We start from the raw sequence: 24,358 nt of genomic DNA on the forward strand, positions 1-24,358 counted from the left end.
CCCCCCCCCCCCCCCCGGGGCCGGCGGGGGCCGGCGCGGGCCCCCCGGGGGGGCCCCCCCCCCTTCCGTTAGTGGTGCGAGGTGATGCGGTAGTGCTTAGTACTGGCTCTTGCGGCGGGTGCCGGCGATCAGCATGCCGATCGGAACCAGCAGGAGCAGCAGCGGGATCAGCACGGCCAGGATCTTCGGGGAGGTCATGATCTCGCCCGGAGTCAGTGCCGTGGTGCTGGCCCGCATAGTGTCGGCGCCGTCAGCGATCTTGCCGTTGCCGTCGGCCAGGGTCTTGCTGCCCTCGGCCAGCTTGCCGTTGCCTTCAGCCAGGTCCGAGGCGCCGGTCTTGAGCTCCTTGGTGCCTGCGGTGAGGGTCTTGCCGCCGTCGTCGAGCTTGGTGACGCCCTCGTCCAGGGACTGGGTGCCGGTGTTCAGGCGGCTGGTGCCGTCGGCCAGGGTGATGGTGCCGTCGTAGATCTTGTAGTTGCCGTCGGCCAGCGTGTAGGCACCGGTTTCCAGTGTGTCTATGCCGGTGTACAGGGTGCCTGCACCGGTGGCGAGCTTGCCGTTGCCCTGGGCGAGGGTGCCTGCGCCGGTCTCAAGGGTCTTCAGGCCCGTGTTGAGTTCAGTAGCACCGGCGGAAAGGGTTCCGGCACCTGTGTAGAGCTGAGCAATGCCATCGGCGGCAGACCGCGCACCCGCGGCCAGGGTGGGAACCGCAGCCGGATCATTCAGCTGCGCGAGGCCCTGCGCAATGGCTCCGGTGCCGTAGATCAGACCGTCCGTGTCGTACTTGATCGTTCCATCCTGGTTCACGTGATACGGAACCGGTCCATCAACTTTGGGGTCGTAGCCGGTGAGGCCGTTGTCGACCCCGGCAACAATTCGTTCCAAGCCTTCGAGCTTGTTTGCAACGTCCGTCAGGCCCAGTCCGCGAAGTGTGGCGGCGCCCGCGGATACTCCGTCCCTGCTGTAGGGAACCAGATCTTTGCTGATGTTTTCGTAGGCGGTCTTCCCGTCCGCTCCCGGGGTAGCGTGAATGGCCTTCCAAATTTCTATCTCTCCGCCGCTGACCTTTACGGAGCCGGGGGCCAGCTGCGCGACGCCCGCAGCAGCCTTCTCTGCGCCCGCAGCCAGTGCCGGTGCTCCTTCGGCCAGCGGAGCCATCTTCGTGTAGAGCTCGTTGGCGCCAGCGGCAAGCTTGTCGGAGCCTGCGCGTGCATTCGTGGCACCAGCGGCAAGCTGGTTGGCACCCTCAGCAGCGCTCTGCGCGCCGGCAGCCAGGGTTCCGGCGCCGGTCCGGGCGGTGGTGGCGCCGGCGGCGAGCTTGTTGGCGCCGGTGTTGGCGGCTTCCGCGCCGGTGAGGAGCTTGGCAGCGCCCTCATCCAGGCTGGTGGCGCCGTCCTTCAGGGTGGTGACCCCGGACTTGGCGCTGGAAATGCCGGTGGCCAGCGTGTTGGCGCCGGTATCCACCTTCTCGGAACCGGCGGCAACCTTGTCCGCGCCTTCCTTGGCCTTGTCCGCGCCTTCCTGCAGGTCACTGGCTCCCGTGTTGGCGCGCTCAGCGCCGTCGCTCAGCTCCGTTGCACCGGCGGACACTTTGCCCGTGAACAGCACAAAGAAGGCCAAAAGGAGGATCAGGAACAAGGCCAGGAGTGCGGTTAAGAGTGTGTGGGGGCGGGAAGTGGCACGCCCGGACGTGGAACTCGTCATTGAATATCCTTTTTCTGCTTCATGCTGTCGAGACTGACTGGGCTGCGTGCAGCACGCCGGTAGGCGCAGCCTTCGCGGTGCGACCGGACGGGTCCGTCCCACCGAAGTGGAAACAACATGACGAAATCAGTCCGGGCTAGTGTGATGTCTGTTACATCTAAGCTACCCAGCGGTAACAAAGCAAGCATTTCGAGAAATTAGTTACCGAAGAGTAGGTTGCGCGGTATGTTTCCCTCCGCTAATGGGAAAACGCGTGTCGCACCGGGACATGGCGCGCGTGGAGGGGCATCCTGACTCCTGATGCACCGTCCGACCTCTGACAAGGGAGTCCGCATGAGCTGGCTGGATCGTGACCGCACCATTGCCCCGCCCGGCTTCAACCGCTGGCTCATTCCGCCGGCAGCGCTGGCCGTCCACCTGTGCATCGGCCAGGTGTATGCCACCAGCGTCTACAAGACGGCCCTGGTTGACTACTTCGGCGCCAGCCTCACCCAAATCGGCATCATCTTCTCCATTGCCATTGTGATGCTAGGGCTTTCCGCCGCGGTGATGGGCACTTGGGTGGACACCAACGGACCCCGCAAGGCCATGTTTGTCTCGGCAATGTTCTGGGTAGGCGGATTCGTGGTCGGGGCCGCAGGCATCTTCACCCATCAGCTGTGGCTGCTGTACCTGGGATACGGGGTGATCGGCGGCATCGGGCTGGGGATCGGCTACATCTCCCCGGTCTCGACGCTGATCAAGTGGTTCCCGGACCGGCCCGGGCTCGCCACCGGCATGGCGATCATGGGATTCGGCGGCGGGGCGCTGATCGCCAGCCCGCTGTCCTCGGCGCTGCTCACCTTCTACGATCCGGAGTCCGGAACCCCCGGCTGGGTGGCCAGCGGCGACGCCGTGGGCAAACTGTTCCTGACACTGGCAGCCATTTACCTGATCTACATGCTCTACGGCGCCGCGACCATCCGGGTTCCGGCCGCCGACTGGAAGCCTGCGGGCTTTGACCCCGCCACCGTCGCGTCGAAGTCCCTGGTCACCACCAACCACGTTTCGGCGGCGAACTCCATTAAGACCCGGCAGTTCTGGCTGGTCTGGATTGTGCTCTTCTGCAACGTGACGGCCGGCATCGGCATCCTGGAACAGGCCGCCCCCATGATCCAGGACTTCTTCCGCCAGCCCGACGGCGCCTCGCTGGTGACCGCCGCCGTCGCCGGCGGTTTCGTGGGCCTGCTTTCGATCGGCAACATGGGCGGGCGCTTTGTCTGGTCCGCCACCTCGGACCTGATCGGCCGCAAGCGCATCTACATGCTCTATCTCGGCGGCGGCGCCGTCCTCTACACCCTGCTCTCCTTCTTCGGAGACACCTCCACCATTCTCTACGTGGCCCTGGCCTTCGTGATCCTGTCCTTCTACGGCGGAGGATTCGCCACGGTTCCGGCGTACCTGCGGGACCTCTTTGGCACCTACCAGGTGGGAGCCATCCACGGCAGGCTGCTCACCGCCTGGTCCGCGGCAGGAATTGCCGGTCCGCTGATCGTCAATTCGTTCCTCGACGCGCAGGGCACTCCCGGGGAGCTGACCGCCAGCGCTTATATCCCGGCATTGCTGACCATGGTGGGCCTGCTGGTAGTCGGGTTCATTGCGAATCTGCTGGTCACCCCGGTGAACTCCCGCTACCACGAACCGCAGACCGCGCCGCCGGCTGCGGCCCAAACCGCAACCCCGGACGGAGAACACGCATGAGCAACAAAGCCATGGTGACAGTGAGTTGGCTGCTGGTGGGGATTCCCCTGGCCTACGGTGTCTTCCAGACCCTGACCCGCGCCGCGGCGCTCTTCGGCTGAAACCTACTGACGAGCAGCCGGGGTCCCCTTGGAGCCCCTGCCGTCCTTGCCGTCCATTACCGCGTCCATAACAAGGGACCAGAGTGCTGCCGCCACTGCCATCGCCACGCGGGGCTTGGCCACCCCGCGCCGGACCAACCAGGTTTCGAAGCGCGCGTCAACCAGCAGGGATACTGCAGTGGTTCCGCTGACGGCTGCCCCGGTGACGGCGCCCAGACCCACAAGGGCCATTTCCGTCTGTCCGGTCCCGGAACCGGAGGGACGGGCGGCCACATACGAAGGAACGGCGGAAGCGGCGTCCGGCTCCTGTGCACCGCCGGCAGTGGTGAACGGCGTGACCAGGTCAACGGTTCCGGCAGCGGCCAGTTCCCTCCCTTTCCGGCTTGCCTTTCGGACCGCCACGGCGGCCATGGCGCCGACGGCGGCGCCGGGAACCAGAATGTAGGCCCGGCGCAGCAGAGGGGGCCAGCCGGCCGGACGGGACAGCGTGAAGGCTCCGACGAAAGCGGCCAGCGCAAGCGACCGGGGAAGGTTCTTCATGCCACACACGGTACCGGATGCTCCCGGGGCCCGGCCGGGGCCGTCGAGTATGACGCCCGGAGCTACAGCGGCGCCGGGGCCAGGCCGGCGAACCCGGCAGCGCTGCGCAGCAGCTGCGGCACTCCCGCCTCCAGCGACGGTGCGAAGCGCGTGTCATGGGGCCGTTCCCCCTTGAGCCACCGGGTGTAGATGGCTTCACAGAAAATGGACGCCTTCCACAGTGCCAGGGCCTGGTACCAGGGCAGCGCCTCCAGGTCCAGATCAGTCCGGTCCCGGTACGCGTTGATCACCTCCGCCCGGGTGAAGTAGCCGGGGTTGCGGGTGACGCCGGTCAGCTCCAGCGGCGTGGATTCACTGCCCGGTTCCGAATACGTGGCGGTGAGATAGCCCAGATCTGCGAGCGGATCGCCGATGGCGGACATTTCCCAGTCCAGGACGGCGATCACGCGGGCCGGGGCGGAGGGGGCGAACATCAGGTTTCCGGGCCGGTAATCCCCGTGCAGTACCGCCGCGGCGGAGCTGGCGGGAATGTTGTCCGCCAGCCAGCCGCCGATCCGGGCCACCTCGGGCAGGCTGCGGGTGGTGTTGATGTCCCACAGCCCGGAAAACCGGGCAACTTGGCGCTGCAGGTAGCCGTCCGGCTTGCCGAACGCCGCCAGGTCCCCGCTGCTGACGTCTACGGCATGGATGCGGACCAGAGTGTCAACGACGGCTTCGCTGGTGGCCCGGCGCTGCTCCGTGGAGGACAGGGAGTCCGGAATGCTGTTGGTGATCACCAGTCCGTCCAGATAGGCCATGACATAGAACGGCACCCCGAGCACGGCGTCGTCTTCACAGACAGCCAGGATTTCCGGCACCGGCACGCCCTGGGTCCGCAGCAGCTGCTGGATCCGTGCCTCGCGGACCATGTCATGGGTGGAACGCGGCAGCGGCGGCCGGGGCCCGCGGCGGAGCACAAAGTCCTCGGCGCCGCGGCGGATCCGGTAGGTGATGTTGGACTGCCCGTCCCCGATCGGTTCCCATGACAGCGGGCCGCTCCCCAGATTATGGGTGTCAAGGAAGGCGGTGACCTCGTCCAGGATCAGCAGCGGGGGAGAATCCAGCGCTTCGGCGTCGGCGCGGGTGGCCACAACTTCACGGCCGTCAGGAGTGGTGTGCATGGGTCAGGCTTTCGCGTCGGCGGGGGAGGCGGCGTGGTTCTCCGCCACATCGGCAAGGAAGGGTGCGCCGCGTTCCACTTCGCGGCGGCGCGCGGCGGAGGCGCGGCGGGCAATGGCCCACTTGTGGGTCTCATTGGAGCCGTCATAGATGCGGAAGGCGCGGACCTCGTTGAGGTAGGCGGCCAGCGGCAGCCGGTCGGTGACGCCGTCGCCGCCGCACAGCTGCAGACTGCGGTCAATCACCCGGTACACGGCCTCGGAGGTGTGGGTCTTGGCCACCGAGGACAGGGCCGACCCGGCCTTGGCGTCCGTTTCGAGCAGGGCGGCGGTCTTGGTGATGATCGCGTCCGAGGTTTCAATGTCGATCACGGACTGGGCAATCATTTCCTGCGCCAGGCCCAGCTCGTTCATCACCGACCCGAAGATTTCCCGGCGGTTGGTGCGGTCCAGGGCGATGTCCAGTGACCGCCGGGCCAGGCCCAGCCAGCGCATGCAGTGCGTCAACCGGGCCGGACCCAGCCGAACCTGCGCGTACCGGAAGCCTTCGCCGGGAGCACCCAGCACGGCGCCGTCGGGCACAAACACGTCCTCGAAGTGCACGTGCGGATGCCCGCCGCCGATGGCCCGGTCCATGGTGTGCAGCTGCTCGCCGATCCGCACCCCGGCGGCGTCCATGTCCACCAGCAGCATGGTGGCGCCGGCCGGCGCGCCATCCACCGCGTCCGTGCGCACCATGGCGATGCAGAACGAGGCGTTGTTGGCGCCGCTGGTGAAGCGTTTATGGCCGGTGATCCGCCAGCCGCCGTCCACCTTTTCCGCCCGGGAACGCAGCGCGGCCGGATCCGAGCCGGCGCCGGGGTGCGGCTCGGTCATACCGAAGCAGGAGCGCGCATCCCCGGCGACCAGCGGGGCCAGGTAGCGGCGCTTCTGCTCCTCGCTGCCGATCAGGTGCAGCATGTGCATGTTGCCCTCATCCGGGGCCATGCAGTTCAACGCCGACGGTCCGATCAGCGAATATCCGGCCTCCTGGAAGATGGGGGACCAGTGCTGCAACGGAACCCCCTGTCCGCCGTACTCGCGCGGGGCGTGCGGGGCGAACACGCCGGCGGCCTTCGCGGCGGCGCGCAGGTCCGCAAGCAGGTCCTCGGGCACGACGGCGCCCGGCCGCGGTTCGGCGGGCAGCACCGTGCCCCGGATGAACTCCCGGGTGCGCAGGCGCAGGTCTTCGATCTCCGGAGGCAGGGATGCGGTGCTCATGGTCGGGTCCTTTGGCTGGAGCGGGCTGCGTGGGGGAGGGGCTGGAGGCGCTGCTTGGGAAGGGGGGAGGGGGAAGGCGGCCGGTGGTGTTGCCGGGCGGCGGGAACTGCGGCGGGCTAGGCGGAGCCGCCGGCCACCAGCAGGCCGCCGTCGAGGTTCAGGACCTGCCCGGTGACCCACGCGGCGTCGTCGGAGACCAGGAAAGCGGCGGCGCCGGCCACGTCTTCGGGGGTGCCGAGGCGCTTCAGCGGATAGGTGGAGCTGACCTTTTCCTCCCGGCCCTCGTACAGTGCCCGGGCGAACTGGGTCTTCACCACGGCGGGGGCCATGGCATTGACCCGCACGGCGGGGGCCAGTTCCACGGCCAGGGTGCGGGTGAGCTGTTCCACGGCGGCCTTGCTGATGCCGTAGAAGCCGATGCCGTGCGCCGGGGTCTGTGCCGAGACGGAGGAGAGGTTCAGGACGGACCCGCCGCGGCCGGTGAAGTCCAGGGCGGGATGCGCGCAGAGGGCCTGCACCCAGGCCAAGGTGCCCAGCACGTTGACGTCCAAGATGCGGCGGGCGGCCTCCGGGTCCAGTTCCGTCAGCGGGCCGTAGACGGGGTTGATGCCGGCGTTGTTCACCAGGATGTCCAAGGTGCCCCAGGTCCGGGCCACGGTGTCCAGCACCTCGGCACGGTGGTCCGGGTCATCGGATTTGCCGGCCAGGAACAGGACGCTGCCCTCCGGGAACTCCGTGGCGGCTTCCTTGAGCGGGCCGATGTTGCGGGCGGTGATAAGCACCTTCGCCCCTTCGGCCGCGAACCGGCGGGCGATGGCCAGCCCGATGCCCCGGCTGGCACCGGTGACGACGGCGGTTTTGCCCGCCAGACGGGATTGGTTGGCCGGTGCGGGCTCCGGCAGGTCCTGCACCGTGTACTGCCCCTGGTCCGCTGACTCGTCCGCTGCTGACTGCTCTGTCATATGCTCCGCCTGTCCCTACTACCGAGCGACCGCTCGGTATGGGTAGTCTGGTGCAGGCCCGCAAGTTGTGTCAAGGGTCACAATTGTTCCCCGCGAACCCCGGAAGGATGCCATGAGCGCCGCACCCCAGCCCGACTGGCGGGACTTTTCCGTTCCCGTCCTGCCGCCGCTGCTGGCCGCCGCGCTGGAGTGCTTTCTGGAACACGGCTACCACGGCACCGCCATCCGCACCGTGGCCGCACGCGCCGGACTGTCCGTGCCCGGGCTGTACCACCACTATCCGTCCAAGCAAGCGCTGCTGGTCGGGATAGCCGAGTCCGCCATGGCGGATCTGTATGCCCGCAGCACGGCGGCCTTGGCCGAAGCCGGGGACGATGTGGAGGAACGGTTCGCGCTGCTGATCGAATGCCTGGTGCTGGTGCACGCCTACCGGTGGGAGCATGCCTTTATCGCCGCGAGCGAGATCCGCAGCCTGGAGGGCGCGGCCCGCAGCGGGCACATTGCGGCGCGGGACCGGCAGCAGAAGCTGCTGGACGACGTCGTGACCGACGCTGTCCGGCTCGGGCGGTTCTGCACCGCCCATCCCAAGGACGCCAGCCGGGCGGTGACCACCATGTGCACCGGGGTGGCCCAGTGGTACCGCGCCGGCGGGCCGCTCAGTCCCGAGGAGCTGGCGGCCCGCTATGTGCAGATCTGCCGGGGCGCGGTGGGTGCCCGCTAGCCGGTCCTTACCGGTACCAGCGGTGCAGGTTCTCCTTCGGTTCGTCCCCGCGGGCAGTCTCGGAGATCCACGGGCCGGTGCCCTCGGACGCGTCCAGCACGCCCTCCTCGAGCCAGGTGTAGCGCCCGTCCAGCACACCCTTGGACACCTTGCGATCCGCGGCGTCCGAATTGCGCCAGAGTTCTTCGAACAGGGTCTCGATCCGCACCCGGGATTCGGTGCTGAACGCGTCCGCCAGCTCAAAAGCGCTCCGGCCCTCCTCCGGATCCTTCCGGCGGATGTTCATGGCCCGGACGCAGGACGCGGAAATGGCAAAAATCTCCGCACCAATGTCCACAATCCGGCCCAGGAACACCTGGTGGTGCTCCAGCCCCGCCTGCCAGCGGGCCATACCGTAGAACGTGGACCGGGCGAGCCGGCGTGAAGCCCGCTCGGCGAAGCGCAGGTGCTTGGCGAGGATGCCGAACTCGGCGTACGACGTCGGCACGCTGCCCTTGCCTGCCGCGAGTGTGGGCAGCCACTTGCCGTAGAAGCCGCTGGCCTTCATAGCCGCCTTTGCCTTGGCCGCGAGCGGGGCATCCGCCACGGCCAGGTCACCCGCGGCGGAGAGATGCGCGTCCACGGCCTCCCGGGCAATAAAGAGGTGCATGATCTCGGTGGAGCCCTCAAAGACCCGGTTGATCCGCAGGTCCCGCAGCTGCTGCTCCGCCGGGACCGCGCGCTCGCCGCGGGCGGCCAGCGAGTCCGCGGTCTCGAAGCCGCGGCCGCCGCGCACCTGCACCAGCTCGTCCGCTATGTTGTACGCCATTTCGCTGGCCCACAGCTTGGCCAGGGCCGCCTCGATGCGGATGTCCTTGGTGCCGGCGTCGGCCAGTTCTGCGGACAGCTCGAAGACCGCCTCCAGCGCGAAGCCGGTGGCGGCAATGTAGGCGAGCTTTTTGCCCACGGCCTCGTGCCGGCCGATGGGCCGGCCCCACTGCTCCCGGGCATTGGCCCAACCGCGGGCAATCTTCAGCGACCACTTGCCTGATGCCGCGCACATGGCCGGAATGGACAGCCGCCCGGTGTTGAGCGTGGTCAGTGCGATCTTCAGGCCCTGGCCCTCCCGGCCCAGCCGGTTCGCGGCGGGGACCCGGACATTGGTGAACCGGGTGACGCCGTTTTCAATGCCGCGCAGGCCCATGAAGTTGTTGCGGTTCTCCACCGTGATGCCCGGCGAGGACATTTCCACCACAAAGGCGCTGATTCCGCCCTTGGATTCCCCGTGCGGGGGCACTGCGGCCATCACCACCACCAGTTCGGCAATCACGCCGTTGGTGGTCCACAGCTTGACCCCGTCAATGACGTATTCGCTGCCGTCTTCGGACGGGATGGCCGTGGTGCGCAGCCGAGCGGGGTCGGAACCGACGTCGGGCTCGGTCAGGAGAAAGGCCGTCACGGCTCCGGCGGCGCAGCGCGGCAGGTATTCCTGCTTCTGCTCATCGCTGCCGAAAACCTTCACCGGCTCCGGCACACCGATGGACTGGTGCGCCGAGACCAGCGCCCCCATGCTGGGATGCACGGTGCCCAGCAGCATCAGCGCGCGGCCGTAGTGCAGCAGTGACAGCCCCAGCCCGCCGTAACGCCGGGGGATCTTGATGCCGAACACACCCAGGTCCGCCAACCCGCGCAGGTACTCGTCCGGGATGACGCCGGTGCGTTCAATCAGGCGGCCGTCCAGGGTGCGGCAGTACGCCGCCAGCTCCTCCAGGAAAGCCTCCGCCCGGGCCTCCTCGGCCGGATCCGGGGCCGGCAGGGACCGGATGAGGTCCAGGTTGTAACTGCCCAGATAGATTCCCTTGGCGAAGCTCGGGCGGGATTCGCCCGTGTCCCGGGCTTCTTCGGTGGCGTTGCGGGCATCCTGTTCCGTGACCACCCGGTCCTTGATTTTTCGAGCGCTGCTGTCGGGGCCGGACCCCTGGGCAAGATCAGTGGTGCTCATGGGATTTCTCCTCTGTTTTGGCCGCATGGAGGGGCGGCCTCGGCTCACTGTGGGGACCATGCTACGCCGCGGTAGCTAAGGGTAAAGAGGGTTCGCGGCTAATGTGGGGCGCAGGCAGCATTGCCGTGGGAAAGTACCTCCAACGGGTGGAAAATCGGCGGCAGTACAACGCAAAAGGAGACGGCTATGGCTTGGGTGGACAGCGAACGCGCGGAATTGGTCCGGACACTGCGGGAGGCGGATCCGCTGGCGCCCACGCTGTGCGAGGGCTGGGATGTGCGCCGGCTGCTGGCACACCTGGTGCTGCGCGAGCACGCGCCGTGGAAGATGGCCGCGGATGTGCTGCGCCGGCCCAAGCCCGGGCAGGAGAAGAACCTGGGCGCCGAGGCCTCCGCTGCAGCCACCCCCCACGGCTATGCCGCCCTGGTGGACCGTTTCGCTGCCGGACCGGGCCGGTTCTCCCCGTTCCGGGCCGACGCCGCGAATCTGGTGGAGTACGTGGTGCACCACGAGGACATCCGCCGCGGCACCGGTGCCGCCGCACCGCGTGAGCTGCCGGCCGGGCAGCAGCAGGCACTGTGGAAGCAGCTGGGGCTGATGGCGCGGATGGGCTACCGGAGCTCGCCGGTGGGTGTGGAACTGGCCGTTCCCGGGTTCGGCCGGAGGCGGGTCCGGGCGGGCGACACTCCCGTGCTGGTCTCGGGAAACGTGGTGGATCTGGCCCTGCACGCCATGGGCCGGCGGGCAGCGGCCAACGTCAGCGTAGAAGGCAGCGGCGAATCCGTGCGTGCCTTCCGGGAATGGGCCGGCGAGTAGGTGCTCCCGGCTTGACAAGCACCCCTCCTATGCCGTTGAAATAGTAAGCACACTGATTTGTTTCAGCGGAGCTGGATCGCCTACCAATGACGTATCAGGGAAGCAGGAAGATGCAGAACGAGGGGGATTGGGAACCCGTGCGGCTGCTGTCAACAGCTGCACGCTTGGTAAGACGGGAAGTGGATAACAAGCTGCGCGCCCTGGGGTTGACCCAGGAACGGGTGACGGTTCTGCGGGTGCTGCTCACGGACGGACCCATGCGGCGGGCGGAACTGGCCCGGCGGCTGCGGGTGACCGCGCAGACTCTCGGAACATCACTGGTGAGCATGGCGGGACAGGGCCTCGTTGAAGAGGTGCCGCCCGAAACTACGGGCCGCAGCGGCCGGCTCATGGCCATCTCGGAGCGCGGCCAGAAGATGCTCGCCGACGCGGAAAACCTGGAGCAGAACACTTCCACGGCGGGCATCGGCCCGGAACTGCGCGCAGAACTAATATCCCTGATCCGCGGCTTGGAACCGGCCCGGCAGTACGGGACGGCGTCGTCGACCGGACCAGGCACGGCCTAACGGACCGCCGCGGTGTCCACCGCGGCAGCAGCCTGCCGACCCGCTGGGCCGGGTAACGTGTTGAGGTAAGAGCAGCACGTTTTTGGCCTTGGCGCCGGGAAGGACAGGCATGAGCGAGGGTATCCGAGTTGCCGATGCGGATGAGATTGAAGAGGGCGAAGCCCTCACGGTAGACGCCGAAACGGCGGGCACCGCGGATGACATTGCCGTGTTCCACAGCGACAACGGGAACTTCTACGCCCTGAATGACACCTGCACCCATGAAGAGGCCTCCCTGGCGGACGGCTGGATCGAGGGCGACGAGGTGGAATGCCCCATCCATTCCGCGCGTTTCTGCATGCGCACAGGCGAAGCGCTCTGCCTGCCCGCCCTGGTCAACACCCGGGCGCACCGGGTGGAGGTGCGCGACGGCGAAGTGTGGCTGTACCCCAACCAGGCTCCGCAGGACGCGTGAACGCAGGCCCGGCCCCTGCAACGGTAGCCGTTGTGGGCGGGGGCATCGCCGGTTTCAGTGCGGTGCGCGAACTCCGCCGCCGCGGCTACGCAGGTACCCTGCAGCTTATTGATCCCGACGGGTTGCCCTATGACCGTCCGCCGCTGAGCAAGGCGTTCCTGGCCGGAACCCTGGACCTGCCGCAGCTGGAACTGGCACCCCGCGGCTGGTACGCGGACAACGCCGTCGAGGTGGTCACGGACACTGCGGTGAAGCTCGACGCCGGACACGGCGCCCCCGCCCTCACCCTCGCCTCGGGCGGGCAACTCCGTGCCGACGCGGTGCTGCTGGCCGCGGGTGCGCGCGCCCGCCGGTTGCCGCTGCCGGGCATGGACCTGCCCGGTGTCCTGACCCTGCGCTCCGCCGCGGATGCCCTGGCGCTGCGGCAGCGGCTGTTCCCCGGCGCGCACCTGGTGATCATCGGTGCCGGACTGGTGGGGGCGGAAACCGCGTCGACGGCCCGGGCCCTGGGCGCTGCCGTGACCATGGTGGATCCGGCTTACCTGCCCTTTGAGCGGGCGGCCGGTCCGGATCTGGCCCGGTACCTGCACGGACTGCACGCCGCACACGGCACTGCCTACCTGCAGGACACTCCCGCAGCCATTGTCGCCGGTGCCGGTGCCGGCACCGGTGACGCCTTGACCGTGGTCCTGGCTGCAGGAGCCGCGCTCCCCGCCACCACCGTCCTGGTCTCGGTGGGCAGCGAGCCGGAAACTGCGCTCGCAGAAGAGGCCGGGCTCCAGGTCCACGACGGCGTCCTGGTGGATGGCTCCGGCGCCACCTCGCATGCCGGGATTTTCGCCGCTGGTGACTCCTCCCGGCTGCGGAACAGTGACGGCACGCCGGGCCGGCGGTTCGAGCACTGGGACGCCGCCCGCCGCACGGGTGAGGCGGCTGCGGCCGGGATCCTGGGCGTCGAGCCCCCGCAGGCCGCACCCGACTGGTTCTGGTCCGACCGCTACGGGATCCACCTGGAGATGGCCGGCAGCATGGCCGGTCCCGGCCAGACGGTGCTGCGCGGAGAACCCGGACCCGGGTTCATGGTGTTCCGCGTCTCTCCCGCCGGGACGCTGGCCGGAGTGGCTGCCGTGGACGGCGGGACGGCCGTGCGTGCGGCGCGGAAGCTGATCGAATCGGGCCGGGCGGTTGATCCGGCGCAGTTGCAGGACCCGGCGGCTGACCTGCGCAAGATGGTCCGCGGGAAGTCCTGAACCGCCCTTCCCTATGGAACTGGCCGGTGTAACTGGAAGCTGTGCGGAGTATTACGCAACGTTAGCGTTGCGTAATTGGGCCAAACCTAGGTTAACCTTATTTTGGATCCGCGTCCGCAGGGTCCGTTCCGTCCGTTTTACGTGATTCCAAGGAGCCCCATATGGCCCTGTCCAGGATGCGCCGCGCCGCTGCCGCGGCCGCCGTCGCCGTTCTGTCCCTTTCCGCATGCTCCACCGGTGCCGCAGGCGAAAATGAGTCCACCGGCAGCGCCGCCGCCGGTGACCAGTTCCCCGTCACCATTGAGCATGCCTTCGGCGAAACAGTTATCGAAGAGGCCCCCGAACGGGTGGCGACAGTTGCCTGGGCCAACGCCGAGACCGCGCTGGCGCTTGGTGTTGTTCCCGTAGGCATGCCCACCATCGAGTTCGGCGGCAACGAGCAGGGCACCACGCCCTGGATCGACGAGGCCCTTGAGGACCTGGACGCCTCCATCGGCTCGGAGAACGCCCCGGCACAGTACTCCGAAGCGGACGGGATTGCGTTCGACGACGTCGCTGCCACCAACCCGGACGTCATCCTGGCCTCTTATTCCGGGCTGTCCCAGGAGGACTACGACAAGCTGAGCAAGATCGCTCCCGTCGTGGCCTACCCGGACGCCCCCTGGGGCACCTCCTGGCAGGACACCGCCGCCCTGACCGGCAAGGCGCTGGGCCTGGAGGATGAGGCGCAGCAGCTGGTGACGGACACGGAAAAGGCCATCACCGAGAAGGCCGCCGAATACCCGCAGCTCGAAGGCAAGACCTTCATCTACGGCAACCTGGCACCGGGGGCGGAGAACTCCGTCTACACCGCGCTGGACAACCGCCCCAAGTTCATGGAATCCCTGGGCCTGACGCAGGCACCCGTGGTGGAGGAGAACACCAAGGGCGACGAGTTCTACATCCCCTGGTCCGATGAAAACCTCAACCAGCTGGATTCGGACATCTTCATCAGCTGGGTGGCCAGCGAGGATGTTGCCGACACCATCGCCGCCGACCCGCTGCTGAGCCAGATCCCCGCCGTGAAGAACGGCGCGCTGGTGGCCGACGCAGACCCGACCCGCGTGTTCTCCACGTCCGCCATCAATGTCCTGAGCATCCCGTACGCCCTGGACAACGTAGTGCCGATGATCGCGGACGCTGCCACCGCCGCGGACAACGCACAGTAACCGCACTTCCGCCCGCAACGAACATCCGATTGGACAGCACCCCACCGGGGTTTGGGATCATCGAAAGCATGGAAGACCTGCTTGACCTTGCAGTTAGCCTCAAACCGCTCTTCGCCGTCCTCGTGGCAGTGGGCATTGCCCTGATCATCGCCTGGATCGCACGCGAGGGCGCCAACCGGGCGTTCCGCAAGGTGCCCAGCATCCGGGAGATCTCCGTCAAGGCCCGGAACCCGCTGCGGCTGGTGCTGGGACTGATCGGCATCAGGATTGCCCTGGGCGCAACAGCGCCCGGGGCGTCCTGGCTGCCGGTCCTGGACTACCTTTTGGTGCTGGGGCTGATCGGCGCGCTGGCCTGGTTCGGCGTCGTGACGCTGCTGATCATCGAGGCCATGATCCTCACGAAGTACAGCACCGACACCCGGGACAACCGCAGGCTGAGGCGCCTGAAAACCCAGGTGAACCTGGGCCGGCGGATCGGCATCGCCGTGCTGATCACCATTGCCGTGGCCTTTGTGCTGCTGACCATTGACGAGGTCCGTGCGCTGGGCGCCGGTATCCTTGCCTCCGCCGGTTTGCTCTCCATTGTGGCCGGCCTTGCCGTGCAGGGAACCCTGAGCAATGTCTTTGCCGGGCTGCAGCTGGCCTTCACCGACGCGATCCGCGCCGACGACGTCGTAGTGGTGGAAGGCGAGTGGGGCACCATCGAGGAAATCACCATGACATACGTGGTGGTGCATATCTGGGATGACCGGCGCCTGATCCTGCCTTCCACCTACTTCACCACCACGCCGTTCCAGAACTGGACCCGCCGGCAGTCCGCGATCCTGGGCACAGTGGAGCTGGACCTGGACTGGCGGGTACCGGTGGGGGACCTGCGCACCAAGCTGAAGGAGACCCTGGCCGGCACCGAACTGTGGGACAAGCGCACCAGTGTGCTGCAGGTGACCGAGGCCGTGAACGGTGTGGTGCGGGTCCGCATCCTGGTCAGCGCCGTGGACAGCGGGACGCTGTTCGACCTGCGCTGCCTGATCCGCGAAACCATGGTGACCTACCTGCAGGAATGGCACCCGGACGCCCTCCCGCGCCAGCGCTGGGAAGAGGTGCGCAAGACCGGCACGGATGTCCACAGCGGACCGCGGACCGCGCCGTTGGTGCGCAGCTCCGACACCAGCGATTCCCAACTGTTCACCGGCAGCATCGACGCCGTCGAACGCCGGCAGAGCTTCTCCGGTCCGGGTGAGGACGTCATGGCCGAACGCGAGGAGAACGCGGACACGCCGCGCTGATTTCCCCTGCCCGGCCGCCGTGCGTCCGGCACTGTTGACAGGAGGCCGCCCGCCGGGCGGCAATAGGACCCCCGGCTGTTGCGCCGGACCGGCGAAGGGATCAACGATGGCGGACGCCTTTGTGCTTCACGAAATCCAGGGATCGAGTGTGTGGGCGAATGACGGCGAGCGGCTGGGCCTGGTGGGGGAAGTCCACCTGGACCGCGACACCGGGCAGCCCGCGTGGATCACCGTTAACCTGGGCCTGTTCGAATCGGCTGAACACTACGTGCCGCTCGCTGCCGCCCGGCGCGACGGGCAGGACATTTTTGTGAACTACTCCAAGGAAAAGGTTTCCAAGTCACCCGGCGCCAATCCGGAAAACCCGTTGAGTCCGGCCGAAGAAAGTGTCCTGATGGAGTACTACGGCCTGGGCCGGAACACTTGAACCCGGCCGGCCTGTTTGTGGTGCCCCTTTGTTACTAAGGACACTTACAAATACGATGGGGATCTGACATCGATTCACCCAGGAGGCCGTAGTGGCGCAGGACACCAACAGCAAAGCCGAGACAGCACCAAGTCCCGACGATGCAAGCAAACCGGACAAACCGACCGAGGTCTCCAAGCCCAGCTGGAAATACATCCTCAAGAAGACGGTGCGCGAGTTCTCCAAGGACCAGTGCACCGACCTGGCCGCGGCACTGACCTACTACACGGTCCTGGCGATCTTCCCGGCACTGCTGGCCATGGTTTCCATCCTCGGTCTGGTGGGTCAGGGGGAAAGCACCACCAATGCACTGCTGGACTTCGTCAAGCAGTTCGCGCCGTCAGACGCTGCATCGGTCCTTGAAGACCCCATTAAGCAGCTGACCACCTCCAGCACCGCCGGACTCGCGCTGATTGTCGGTATTCTCGGCGCCCTGTGGTCCGCCTCCGGCTTCGTGAAGGCGTTTGGCCGTTCCATGAACCGCATCTACGAAGTGGATGAAGGCCGGCCCGCCTGGAAGCTGCTTCCCACCCAGCTGCTCGTGACCCTGATCCTGGTCCTCATGGCGGCGGCACTGCTGCTGATGCTGGTGATCTCCGGCCCGATAGCCGAAGCCATCGGCAACGTCATCGGCCTGGGCAGTGAAGCGGTGACCGTCTGGAACCTCGCCAAGTGGCCGGTCATGTTGATCTTCGCAGTTCTGATTATCGCGGTCCTTTACTACGCCACCCCGAACGTGAAGCAGCCCAAGTTCCGCTGGATGAGCATGGGCTCGCTGATTGCCCTGGTGATCCTGGCGATTGTGACCGCGGGCTTCAGCTTCTACGTCTCGAACTTCGGCAACTACAACGCCACCTACGGTGCCATTGGCGGCGTGATAGTGCTGCTGCTGTGGATCTGGCTGGCCAACGTGTCCCTGCTCTTCGGTGCCGAGTTCGACGCCGAGGTGGAACGCGGCCGCGAACTCCAGGCCGGTATCCAGGCCGAGGAATCCGTGCAGCTTCCCCCGCGCGACACCCGCCAGACGGAGAAGCGCCAGGAACAGGAAGAGGAAGACATCGCGGAGGGCCGCAAGCTGCGCCAGCAGCACGCCGGCAAGGACTACGACGACGACCTGCACGAGGACTGACCTGCCCGGCTAGCCCTGGCACGCCCGACCTAAAAAACCGCCCCCGGACCAGCTGGTCCGGGGGCGGTTTTGTTTTAGGGGCCCGGCTGGACGTTTCAAAGTGCAGCAGGTGCCGGGTGGGCTAGTGCCCGGTGTCCTTGGCGCCGCCGTGGTTCCGGGTGCCCAGGTTCTTGCCCTTGGAGAACCGGCGGGCGAAGTACAGCACCAGGCCAACGGCCATCAGGGCAGCTGCCCGCAGCCACGTGTCACCGCTCTGCTGGGTGAGCAGCAGGACGCAGGAGGCAATGGCAAGGTAGGGCAGCACGATGGGGGTGCGGAAGTGCTTTTCCTCCACCTTGTCCTTGCGCAGCACGATCACCGCGACGTTGGTGCTGATGAAAACGAAGAGCAGCAGCAGGACCACGGTTTCGGCCAGCGCGGCCACCCCGCCGGTCAGGGTCAGGAGCATGGCCACCGCGGTGGTGGCGACAATGGCCACCCACGGAGTCTTGCGGTTGGGCAGCACCTTGCTGAAGACCTCGGGCAGCAGCGATTGCTCGGACATGCCGTAAACCAGCCGCGAGGACATGATCATGGTCAGCAGGGCGCCGTTGGCCACAGCTACCAGGGCAATCGCGCTGAAGATCCAGTCCGGGATGCCGAAGCCGGTGGCGCTGACAACGTCCAGCAGCGGCCCCGTGGAACCGGAGAGGTCCTTGGTGGGCAGGGCGATGGACGCCGCGATGCCGATCAGCACGTAAATGAGCCCGGCGGTAAGCATGGCGCCGAAAATGGCCCGGGGATAGACCCGCCGGACATCGCGGACCTCTTCGGCGATGTTGGCTGAAACCTCAAACCCTACAAACGAGTAGTACGCCAGGATGGAGCCCGCCAGGACAGCCAGAGCAGGATTCGTATCCGCCGGGAACTGCGTGATCTGCTCGGGGTGTCCCTCGCCCTTGCCCACCATCAGGGACACGAGCACAATCACCAGGACCAGGCCGGACACCTCGATAACCGTCATCACCACATTGCTGCGGACGGACTCGGAGATGCCGCGCGCATTGAGCAGCGCCACCAGCAGCAGGAACACAATGGCGGCCGGCACCGTGGGGACGTCCAGGAAGGACTTCAGGTAGTCGCCGGCGAAGGCCTGGGACAGGCCTGCGGCACTGGTCACTCCGGCAGCCAGCATGGCAAAACCGACCAGGAACGAGATGGCCGGCACCTTGAAGGCCCGTTGGGCGAACACTGCAGCACCGCCGGCTTTGGGGTATTTGGTGACCAATTCCGCGTAAGAGGCTGCGGTCAGCATCGCGAGCACGAGGGCAACCACGAGCGGAACCCAGATGGCGCCTCCGACTTGCACGGAAACATCGCCCACCAATGCGTAGATTCCTGCCCCCAGCACGTCGCCGAGGATGAACAGATAGAGCATGGGGCCGGTGATGCCCTGCTTGAGTTTGGATGCAGGTTTTTCCTGCGTGGTTTCTCCCATAAAAGGAAAGTTTAGACAACATACTAAGAATGCTGATGATTCCCTGCGGATCCTGTAGAAATATTGTCTATGAGCACTCCCGCAACCTCTTCTTCCACGTATGACGCAGTGATCGTGGGCGGCGGAATCGCCGGCCTGACGGCGGCCCTGGTCCTGGGCCGGGCACGGCGCCGGGTGGCGGTGATCGACGCCGGCAGCCCACGCAACGCCCCGGCCGGGCACGTCCACGGCTTCCCGACCCGGGACGGCGTGCCGCCGGCGGAACTGCTGGAGCTGGCCCGGGCCGAGGTGCGCGGGTACGGCGTGGAACTGGTGGAAGCAACCGTGGCGCGGGTGGCGGCCGACGGCAGCGTGCGGACCACCGACGGCCGGGACTTCCGCGGACGGCAGGTGGTGCTGGCCACGGGACTGCGCGACGTCCTGCCCCAGATTGACGGGCTGCGGGAACGCTGGGGCCGGGACGTGCTGCAATGCCCCTACTGCCACGGCTACGAAAACGCGGACAAGGTGCTGGCCGTGCTGGGTACCGCGCAAACCTCCATCCAGCAGGCGCAGCTCGTGCGCACCTTCTCCGACGACGTGACGCTGGTCCTGCAGGCCGGCCTCGAAGTGGGCGAGGAGGACGCCCGCGGGCTTGCCGCCATGGGCATCCGGGTAATCGACTGCGAGGTGGCCGGCCTGGAAATCGAAAACGACGCCCTGACCGGCCTGGAACTGGCGGACGGGCACACTCTGCGGTGCGAGGCGCTGTTCCTGGAACCGGAGGCCGAACTGGACGCGGACCTCACAGCGGACCTGGACCTGGACGACGACGGCTGCATTGTCACCGACGAGCTCGGCCGTACCAGCCGGGAACGGATCTGGGCGGTGGGAAACGCCACGGATCCCTCCGCGCAGGTGGTGGCCGCCGCCGGAGATGCCTACCGGCTGGCCGTGGTGGTCAACGCCAAGCTCCTCGAAGAGGACCTTGGCCTGGCTGTAGGCGGCGACGGCGACGGCCCGCGCCCGGTGGGTCCGGTTGAGGCAGCCGCCGTGCGCGAAGCCCTCTAGCCGTACCCGCTAGCTCCGGGCCCGGCTGCGCGGGGCGAGCAGCGGGGAGCCGGCCACGCCGTCGCCGGCGCTCATCCCGTCCAGCACAAACTGCAGGGCTTCCAGGGAGGTGCGGCGCGGCCGCCAGCCGAGCACTTCGCGCGCCCGGGTGGTGTCCATGACCGGGGCCCCGGCGGCCATGTCCACCCAGCCCGGATCGGTGGCCTGCAGGTGCGCGGCCCAAGTGAGGCCGACGACGGCGCGGACCAGTTTCACCGGCACGTTCAAGACCCGTTTGGCACCCAGCATGCCGGCGAGCAGCTCAGGGGTGATGATCGGATCCGCTGCAATGTTGAAGGCTCCCTCGGCCCGCTGGTCCACTACGCGCCAGTAGGCGTCCGCAATGTCGTCGGCGTGCACGGCCTGGAAAATGAAGGAATCCGGCAGCGGGATCAGCGGCAGGGACAGCTTGTTCAGGAAGAACTTGGGGATCAACCGGCCAATGAAATAGTGCCCTATTTCGCTGCCCGCGTCGGAGGAGAAGATGAGTCCGGGCCGCAGCCGGGCCACCGGAATTTCCGGGTACTCCAGTTCAAACCGGTCCAGCAGGGCCTCCTGCTCGCCCTTGTGCCGGCTGTAGTGGGAGCTGGCAATGCCCCGGGCGGGCCAGGTTTCATCCGTCAGCCGGTCCTTGGGGGCGGGACTGTACGCTCCGACGGAGGAAGCGCAGACAAACTGCCGCACGCCTGCTGCCGCAGCCGCAGCCAGGGCGTTTTCCGTGCCCTGGACGTTGACCCGGTGCAGCTCCGCCTCATCCCGGTTGGGCTGGATCAGCCAGGCCAGGTGGATCACGGCGTCGGCACCGCGCAGCGCTTCGGTCAGTTCCGGCACGTTGGCCGTGTCGCCGACGTCGATGCTGTGCCACTCGACGCCGTCGTACGGAGGCTGGGTGGTGTCCGGGATCCGGCGGGCGATTCCCGCCACTTCCAGCTCTCCGAGTTCCTGGCGGGCCTCCGCCAGCCGGCGCAGAACGGCGGTCCCCACGTTTCCGGTGGCCCCGATTACGGCTACTCGCATGGTCAAAGTCCTTCCGTCGCACTGCCGGCTGCATTGCACTCGACTCTACCGCCGCACCGGATTTCCGGCAGCGGGGCGGCCCTTCGGAAGCCGTTCGCAGCTCAGGGTTCAGGGGCTAGTGTGAGCGTATGACTTCGCACAGCACCAAGGGCTCCTACGTGACCGGTGGAACCGAGTACACCCGGGACACCAACTACATTGAAACCCGGATCACCCGCGACGGGCGGGACGGCTACCCGGTGGAGTCCGGACGGTACCGGCTGATCGCGGCCCGGGCCTGCCCGTGGGCCAACCGGACCATCATTGTCCGGCGCCTGCTGGGACTCGAAGACGCCATTTCCCTGGGCCTGCCCGGCCCCACCCACGACGCCCGCAGCTGGACCTTCGACCTGGATCCGGACGGCAGGGACCCGGTGCTCGGCATCGAACGGCTGCAGGAGGCCTTCTTCAAGCGCGTCCCCGACTATCAGCGCGGCATCACCGTTCCCGCCGTCGTGGACGTCCCTACGGGTGCGGTGGTGACCAACAACTTCCCGCAGATCACCCTGGACTTCTCCACCGAGTGGAAGGACTTCCACCGCGAAGGGGCCCCGGACCTGCTGCCGGCCGAGCACATGGCGGAAATGGAGGCCGTGAACAAGCGGATCTTCACCGAGGTCAACAACGGTGTGTACCGCTGCGGGTTCGCCGGTTCGCAGGAAGCCTACGACGCCGCGTATGACCGGCTGTGGGCGGCGATGGACTGGCTGGAGGACCGGCTTTCGAAGCAGCGTTACCTGGTGGGGGACACCATTACCGAGGCCGATGTCCGGCTGTTCACCACGCTGGTGCGTTTTGACCCGGTCTACCACGGGCACTTCAAGTGCAACCGGAACAAGCTCACCGAAATGCCGGCGCTGTGGGGCTACGCCCGGGACCTGTTCCAGACCCCCGGCTTCGGCGACACGGTGGACTTTGAGCAGATCAAGGCGCACTACTACGTGGTCCACGAGGACATCAATCCCACCGGGATCATCCCCAAGGGACCGGACCTGTCCAACTGGCTTTCCGAGCACGGACGCGAGGAGCTGGGCGGGCGCCCGTTCGGCAACGGAACACCGCCCGGACCGGTACGCGACTCCGAGCGGGTGGCCCCCGGGCACGGGGCCGGGAACTAGGCCGCCGGGCGCTTCCTAATACGCAACACAAACGTTTCTTAAAGCACCCGAGCATAGGCTAGCCTTACTTAAGAAATTGCTGCTGCTTAGGGGAGGTGCCTACGTGAGCGTTGCCGCACGCCCTGCCGGCGTTCCTTCCCGCGCACCCTCCGCCACGGCCCGGGACAACGGGTCCCCGGGCACAATGGTCCCGGGCAGCGGTACCCCGCACGGCAGGCGCGGACCCGGCACCCGCACGGCCCTGCTGCTGCTCACCATTGCGGTTTTGGTCCTGGCCTGCACCGCCTCAGTGGCCATCGGCGCCCGGCCTGTCCCGCTGGCCACGGTCTGGGACGCGCTCACCAACTTCGATCCGTCCAACGGAGACCACGCCGTGGTCTCCTCCCGCATTCCCCGCACCGTCCTGGGCCTGGTTACCGGCGCTGCCCTGGGCCTGGCCGGCGCAGCCATGCAGGGCGTGGCCCGCAACCCGCTGGCGGACCCGGGCATCCTGGGCGTCAACGCCGGCGCCGCGTTCGCGGTGGTGCTGGGCATCTACATCTTCGGCATCACCAACCTGACCGGCTACATCTGGTTCGCCCTTGCCGGTGCGGCGCTGGCCGCCGTCGTGGTCTACGTGGTGGCGAGCATGGGCCGTGACGGCGCCACCCCGGTGAAGCTGGCCCTGGCCGGCGCCGCCCTGAGCGCCGGGCTCATGTCCGCGCTCAGTGCCGTGCTGGTCTCCAGCCAGCAGACCCTGGACACGTTCCGGTTCTGGCGGGTGGGCAGTGTCTCCGGCCGGGACTGGGACACCATCCTGTCCGTGCTGCCGTTCCTGGCCATCGGCGCCCTGATCACCCTGTTTGCCGGCCGGGCGCTCAACGGGCTGAGCCTGGGGGACGACGTCGCCCGCGGCCTCGGCCAGCGCGTGGGACTCAGCCGCGGCATCACCGCGCTGGGGGTGGTGCTGCTGTGCGGTGCCGCCACTGCCGCCGCCGGTCCCATCGCCTTCATCGGCCTGGTGATTCCGCACATGGTGCGCAGTTTCACCGGCCCGGACTACCGCTGGATCCTGCCCTTCTCCATGCTGCTGGCCCCGGCACTGCTGGTCGTGGCCGACGTTGTGGGACGGGTGCTGCTCCCGCCGGGCGAAATCCCGGTGGGCATCACCACCGCCGTGCTCGGTGCACCGGTGTTCATCTGGCTGGTCCGCCGCCGGAAGCTGGCTGAACTGTGAGCGCCGCCGTCGACACCCGCCCGGCGGCTCCCGCCGCAGCAGCCGGAGCCGTCCGCGCGGCCCGGAAACAGTCCCGCCGCCGCCGGGTCCTGGTGCCCTCGCTGCTGGCCGCCGCCGTGCTGGTCCTCTTCGCGGTGTACGTGCTGCTGGGTACCTACACCTTCACCATTCCAGACTTCTTCCGCATCCTGTTCGGCGAGCAGATCCCCGGCGCCAGTTACATCCTGATGGAGAGCAAACTGCCGCGCGCGGTGATCGGCACCATGATCGGAGTGGCTTTCGGTATTGCCGGAACGGTGTTCCAAACACTGCTGCGCAACCCGTTGGCCAGCCCGGACGTGATCGGCATCAGCTACGGCGCCAGCGCCAGCGCCGTGGCTGCCATTGTGCTCTTCGGCGCCGCCGGAACCACTGTGTCCGTTGTGGCCCTGGTCGGCGCGCTGGTGGTGGCGCTGGCCATCTACCTGCTGGCCCGCCGCGGTTCAGTGGCCGGCTACCGGCTGGTCCTGGTGGGCATCGGCTTCGCCGCCGTGATGCAGGCCCTGGTCAGCTACCTGCTCACCCGCACCGACATCCGGACCGCGTCCGAGGCGCTGGTGTGGCTGAACGGGTCCCTGAACAACAGCAGCTGGGACCGCGCCGCCGTGCTGGCGGTGTCCCTGCTGGTGCTGCTGCCCGCCGCGGCCGTCCTGGCGCGGAGCATGCGCGGCCTGGAACTGGGCGACGACGCCGCCGCCGGGCTGGGCATCCGGGTGGAAACCGCGCGGCTGGCCCTGATCATTACGGCGGTGGCCCTGGCCGCCGTCGCCACCGCCGCCGCCGGTCCGGTGGCCTTTATCGCGTTCCTTTCCGGGCCCATTGCCCGCCGCCTGATGCACGGGGAAACCACGCTGCTCACGGCCGGGCTGGTGGGCGCCTGCATTGTCCTCGCCGCCGATTTTGCCGGCGCCAACCTCATCCCGGGCGTCACCATGCCCGTAGGGGTCGTCACCGGGGCGCTGGGCGCACCTTTCCTTCTGTGGCTGCTGGTCACGTCAAACCGCGTAGGCCAAGGAGGCTGA

The 24,358-nt window shown here is 67.5% G+C and carries 23 protein-coding genes; 15 read left to right on the top strand and 8 right to left on the bottom strand.

Annotated features, from left to right (window positions below; translation table 11 throughout):
* Positions 1–96 precede the first annotated feature (96 nt).
* Positions 97–1,704, bottom strand: a complete 1,608-nt coding sequence (locus QNN98_RS03145; RefSeq protein ID WP_283996253.1) for a hypothetical protein — start codon at positions 1,702–1,704, stop codon at positions 97–99.
* Between the two features lie 333 nt (positions 1,705–2,037).
* On the opposite strand from QNN98_RS03145, the gene QNN98_RS03150 reads away from it, so the two are divergent.
* Both QNN98_RS03150 and QNN98_RS16500 read left to right on the top strand, forming a co-directional pair.
* On the top strand, positions 2,038–3,444 hold the full coding sequence (locus QNN98_RS03150; RefSeq protein WP_283996254.1) for an OFA family MFS transporter: 1,407 nt from the start codon (positions 2,038–2,040) through the stop codon (positions 3,442–3,444).
* The gene (locus QNN98_RS16500) at positions 3,441–3,545 is read left to right on the top strand and encodes an MFS transporter small subunit (RefSeq protein ID WP_442860145.1); all 105 of its coding nucleotides are present in this window, start codon (positions 3,441–3,443) and stop codon (positions 3,543–3,545) included. The genes QNN98_RS03150 and QNN98_RS16500 overlap by 4 nt, the downstream gene beginning before the upstream one ends.
* Before the next feature lie 3 nt (positions 3,546–3,548).
* Here QNN98_RS16500 and QNN98_RS03155 read toward each other — a convergent pair whose 3' ends face one another.
* The 4 genes from QNN98_RS03155 to QNN98_RS03170 form a co-directional block, all read right to left on the bottom strand.
* On the bottom strand, positions 3,549–4,085 hold the full coding sequence (locus QNN98_RS03155; protein ID WP_283996255.1) for a hypothetical protein: 537 nt from the start codon (positions 4,083–4,085) through the stop codon (positions 3,549–3,551).
* 62 nt (positions 4,086–4,147) lie between these two features.
* A complete protein-coding gene (locus QNN98_RS03160; RefSeq protein ID WP_283996256.1) occupies positions 4,148–5,245 on the bottom strand; it encodes a phosphotransferase family protein in 1,098 nt (365 codons plus the stop codon).
* A gap of 3 nt (positions 5,246–5,248) precedes the next feature.
* On the bottom strand, positions 5,249–6,502 hold the full coding sequence (locus QNN98_RS03165) for an acyl-CoA dehydrogenase family protein (RefSeq protein WP_283996257.1): 1,254 nt from the start codon (positions 6,500–6,502) through the stop codon (positions 5,249–5,251).
* 116 nt (positions 6,503–6,618) lie between these two features.
* Positions 6,619–7,464 carry an SDR family oxidoreductase gene (locus tag QNN98_RS03170; protein ID WP_283996258.1) on the bottom strand — a complete coding sequence of 282 codons (846 nt, stop codon included), beginning with the start codon at positions 7,462–7,464 and terminating at the stop codon, positions 6,619–6,621.
* A 112-nt stretch (positions 7,465–7,576) separates the two neighbouring features.
* Between QNN98_RS03170 and QNN98_RS03175 the strand changes: the two genes are divergently transcribed.
* Positions 7,577–8,185 (top strand): TetR/AcrR family transcriptional regulator, encoded by a 609-nt coding sequence (locus QNN98_RS03175; protein ID WP_227925532.1) that lies wholly within the window; start codon positions 7,577–7,579, stop codon positions 8,183–8,185.
* Between the two features lie 7 nt (positions 8,186–8,192).
* Here QNN98_RS03175 and QNN98_RS03180 read toward each other — a convergent pair whose 3' ends face one another.
* On the bottom strand, positions 8,193–10,166 hold the full coding sequence (locus tag QNN98_RS03180; RefSeq protein WP_283996259.1) for an acyl-CoA dehydrogenase family protein: 1,974 nt from the start codon (positions 10,164–10,166) through the stop codon (positions 8,193–8,195).
* 186 nt (positions 10,167–10,352) lie between these two features.
* Between QNN98_RS03180 and QNN98_RS03185 the strand changes: the two genes are divergently transcribed.
* The 8 genes from QNN98_RS03185 (at position 10,353) to QNN98_RS03220 (ending at position 17,341) form a co-directional block, all read left to right on the top strand.
* Positions 10,353–10,982 (top strand): TIGR03085 family metal-binding protein, encoded by a 630-nt coding sequence (locus QNN98_RS03185; RefSeq protein ID WP_227911812.1) that lies wholly within the window; start codon positions 10,353–10,355, stop codon positions 10,980–10,982.
* A gap of 179 nt (positions 10,983–11,161) precedes the next feature.
* Entirely contained in the window at positions 11,162–11,548 is a 387-nt protein-coding gene (locus QNN98_RS03190) for a MarR family transcriptional regulator (RefSeq protein ID WP_227911811.1), read from the top strand.
* A gap of 109 nt (positions 11,549–11,657) precedes the next feature.
* On the top strand, positions 11,658–12,002 hold the full coding sequence (locus QNN98_RS03195) for a bifunctional 3-phenylpropionate/cinnamic acid dioxygenase ferredoxin subunit (protein WP_227911810.1): 345 nt from the start codon (positions 11,658–11,660) through the stop codon (positions 12,000–12,002).
* Positions 11,999–13,252: an NAD(P)/FAD-dependent oxidoreductase gene (locus tag QNN98_RS03200; RefSeq protein WP_283996260.1), complete on the top strand. Its 1,254-nt coding sequence runs from the start codon at positions 11,999–12,001 to the stop codon at positions 13,250–13,252. The genes QNN98_RS03195 and QNN98_RS03200 overlap by 4 nt, the downstream gene beginning before the upstream one ends.
* A 161-nt stretch (positions 13,253–13,413) precedes the next feature.
* A complete protein-coding gene (locus QNN98_RS03205) occupies positions 13,414–14,460 on the top strand; it encodes an iron-siderophore ABC transporter substrate-binding protein (protein WP_283996261.1) in 1,047 nt (348 codons plus the stop codon).
* Positions 14,461–14,528: 68 nt separating this feature from the next.
* The gene (locus QNN98_RS03210) at positions 14,529–15,746 is read left to right on the top strand and encodes a mechanosensitive ion channel family protein (RefSeq protein ID WP_227911807.1); all 1,218 of its coding nucleotides are present in this window, start codon (positions 14,529–14,531) and stop codon (positions 15,744–15,746) included.
* 106 nt (positions 15,747–15,852) lie between these two features.
* A complete protein-coding gene (locus tag QNN98_RS03215) occupies positions 15,853–16,173 on the top strand; it encodes a PRC-barrel domain-containing protein (protein ID WP_227911806.1) in 321 nt (106 codons plus the stop codon).
* Between the two features lie 91 nt (positions 16,174–16,264).
* On the top strand, positions 16,265–17,341 hold the full coding sequence (locus QNN98_RS03220; protein WP_227911805.1) for a YihY/virulence factor BrkB family protein: 1,077 nt from the start codon (positions 16,265–16,267) through the stop codon (positions 17,339–17,341).
* Positions 17,342–17,462: 121 nt separating this feature from the next.
* Here the strand turns inward: QNN98_RS03220 and QNN98_RS03225 are convergent, their stop codons facing one another.
* A complete protein-coding gene (locus QNN98_RS03225; RefSeq protein ID WP_227925524.1) occupies positions 17,463–18,818 on the bottom strand; it encodes an APC family permease in 1,356 nt (451 codons plus the stop codon).
* A 69-nt stretch (positions 18,819–18,887) separates the two neighbouring features.
* Between QNN98_RS03225 and QNN98_RS03230 the strand changes: the two genes are divergently transcribed.
* On the top strand, positions 18,888–19,868 hold the full coding sequence (locus QNN98_RS03230) for an NAD(P)/FAD-dependent oxidoreductase (RefSeq protein ID WP_283996262.1): 981 nt from the start codon (positions 18,888–18,890) through the stop codon (positions 19,866–19,868).
* Positions 19,869–19,877: 9 nt separating this feature from the next.
* Here the strand turns inward: QNN98_RS03230 and QNN98_RS03235 are convergent, their stop codons facing one another.
* The gene (locus QNN98_RS03235; RefSeq protein WP_283996263.1) at positions 19,878–20,924 is read right to left on the bottom strand and encodes an NAD-dependent epimerase/dehydratase family protein; all 1,047 of its coding nucleotides are present in this window, start codon (positions 20,922–20,924) and stop codon (positions 19,878–19,880) included.
* Between the two features lie 128 nt (positions 20,925–21,052).
* On the opposite strand from QNN98_RS03235, the gene QNN98_RS03240 reads away from it, so the two are divergent.
* The 3 genes from QNN98_RS03240 (at position 21,053) to QNN98_RS03250 (ending at position 24,358) form a co-directional block, all read left to right on the top strand.
* Positions 21,053–22,081: a glutathione S-transferase family protein gene (locus QNN98_RS03240; protein WP_283996264.1), complete on the top strand. Its 1,029-nt coding sequence runs from the start codon at positions 21,053–21,055 to the stop codon at positions 22,079–22,081.
* 184 nt (positions 22,082–22,265) lie between these two features.
* Positions 22,266–23,297 carry a FecCD family ABC transporter permease gene (locus QNN98_RS03245; protein WP_229958324.1) on the top strand — a complete coding sequence of 344 codons (1,032 nt, stop codon included), beginning with the start codon at positions 22,266–22,268 and terminating at the stop codon, positions 23,295–23,297.
* Positions 23,298–23,386: 89 nt separating this feature from the next.
* Positions 23,387–24,358: a FecCD family ABC transporter permease gene (locus QNN98_RS03250; protein WP_283996289.1), complete on the top strand. Its 972-nt coding sequence runs from the start codon at positions 23,387–23,389 to the stop codon at positions 24,356–24,358.

Source organism: Arthrobacter sp. zg-Y1143 (assembly GCF_030125565.1).
Lineage (GTDB): Bacteria > Actinomycetota > Actinomycetes > Actinomycetales > Micrococcaceae > Arthrobacter_B.

Coding starts and splice junctions, on each gene's coding strand:
- QNN98_RS03145 (WP_283996253.1), bottom strand. CDS start 1,704: ATGACGAGTTCCACGTCCGGGCGTGCCACTTCCCGCCCCCACACACTC.
- QNN98_RS03150 (WP_283996254.1), top strand. CDS start 2,038: ATGAGCTGGCTGGATCGTGACCGCACCATTGCCCCGCCCGGCTTCAAC.
- QNN98_RS16500 (WP_442860145.1), top strand. CDS start 3,441: ATGAGCAACAAAGCCATGGTGACAGTGAGTTGGCTGCTGGTGGGGATT.
- QNN98_RS03155 (WP_283996255.1), bottom strand. CDS start 4,085: ATGAAGAACCTTCCCCGGTCGCTTGCGCTGGCCGCTTTCGTCGGAGCC.
- QNN98_RS03160 (WP_283996256.1), bottom strand. CDS start 5,245: ATGCACACCACTCCTGACGGCCGTGAAGTTGTGGCCACCCGCGCCGAC.
- QNN98_RS03165 (WP_283996257.1), bottom strand. CDS start 6,502: ATGAGCACCGCATCCCTGCCTCCGGAGATCGAAGACCTGCGCCTGCGC.
- QNN98_RS03170 (WP_283996258.1), bottom strand. CDS start 7,464: ATGACAGAGCAGTCAGCAGCGGACGAGTCAGCGGACCAGGGGCAGTAC.
- QNN98_RS03175 (WP_227925532.1), top strand. CDS start 7,577: ATGAGCGCCGCACCCCAGCCCGACTGGCGGGACTTTTCCGTTCCCGTC.
- QNN98_RS03180 (WP_283996259.1), bottom strand. CDS start 10,166: ATGAGCACCACTGATCTTGCCCAGGGGTCCGGCCCCGACAGCAGCGCT.
- QNN98_RS03185 (WP_227911812.1), top strand. CDS start 10,353: ATGGCTTGGGTGGACAGCGAACGCGCGGAATTGGTCCGGACACTGCGG.
- QNN98_RS03195 (WP_227911810.1), top strand. CDS start 11,658: ATGAGCGAGGGTATCCGAGTTGCCGATGCGGATGAGATTGAAGAGGGC.
- QNN98_RS03205 (WP_283996261.1), top strand. CDS start 13,414: ATGGCCCTGTCCAGGATGCGCCGCGCCGCTGCCGCGGCCGCCGTCGCC.
- QNN98_RS03210 (WP_227911807.1), top strand. CDS start 14,529: ATGGAAGACCTGCTTGACCTTGCAGTTAGCCTCAAACCGCTCTTCGCC.
- QNN98_RS03215 (WP_227911806.1), top strand. CDS start 15,853: ATGGCGGACGCCTTTGTGCTTCACGAAATCCAGGGATCGAGTGTGTGG.
- QNN98_RS03225 (WP_227925524.1), bottom strand. CDS start 18,818: ATGGGAGAAACCACGCAGGAAAAACCTGCATCCAAACTCAAGCAGGGC.
- QNN98_RS03230 (WP_283996262.1), top strand. CDS start 18,888: ATGAGCACTCCCGCAACCTCTTCTTCCACGTATGACGCAGTGATCGTG.
- QNN98_RS03235 (WP_283996263.1), bottom strand. CDS start 20,924: ATGCGAGTAGCCGTAATCGGGGCCACCGGAAACGTGGGGACCGCCGTT.
- QNN98_RS03240 (WP_283996264.1), top strand. CDS start 21,053: ATGACTTCGCACAGCACCAAGGGCTCCTACGTGACCGGTGGAACCGAG.
- QNN98_RS03245 (WP_229958324.1), top strand. CDS start 22,266: ATGGTCCCGGGCAGCGGTACCCCGCACGGCAGGCGCGGACCCGGCACC.